This is a genomic window from Vibrio sp. 10N.261.46.A3, from assembly GCF_041472995.1.
GTDB lineage: Bacteria > Pseudomonadota > Gammaproteobacteria > Enterobacterales > Vibrionaceae > Vibrio > Vibrio coralliirubri.
On record NZ_JBFRRH010000210.1, the window covers coordinates 1 to 685 of the forward strand.

Genomic DNA, 685 nt, shown 5'->3' on the forward strand with positions numbered 1-685 from the left:
GATATGATCAAGAGACAGGCCTATGACACAAGAAATGATGAAACAATGGCTATGCATGTTCTAGAGGTAAAAGGCTTTGCTGCCGACAGTTTAAGCCTAAAAGGTGATGACAGTTTTGACTCGTTGCGCTATCGCCACTTCAACGTAAACATAGAGAGTGGATTGGGCTCTCAACTTGATTTGAACTGGGACTTCGATAACAAAGTAGGTTCTACTTCTTACTCCTTTATTCAAGCATTACCAAGCATAGGGCCAGTGCAATTGTATCCTCTTGCCGGTGTGGGACTGTCAGTTGCAGATGTGCATTCACACTTGATCAAACCAGGCGCCGACTATGAAGGCTCTATTGGCTACACCATTCCATCTAGTTTTGCGGTGATCGGTTCGTATTCCAAGATCGACGTCACGGACAATATTTGGCTCAACTATAACCCCATGTATACAACCCAACTTGGTGGTGTAGAGCTCGCGAGCGATTTTTATGGTTGGCAGCATGAAGTGGCTGCAAGTTACCAAATAGATAGCCAGAGTAATATACGGGCATTCTGGAATTTTGGTGAAGTTATCACTGGTACCGATTTTAGAATCGAATATAACCATCAATTTTAAATTTAGAAAAAACCACAGTAAATAAATCAACCCAACAATATCAATTAAATTATTTTAACTATACCGAATCAACTTG

The 685-nt window shown here is 41.0% G+C and carries 1 protein-coding gene; it reads left to right on the forward strand.

What is annotated here, in order from left to right; all coding sequences use genetic code 11:
• Positions 1-609, forward strand: a 609-nt coding sequence (locus AB4484_RS26715; protein WP_372081056.1) for a hypothetical protein, incomplete at its 5' end; no start/stop codon positions are given.
• Positions 610-685: the final 76 nt, after the last annotated feature.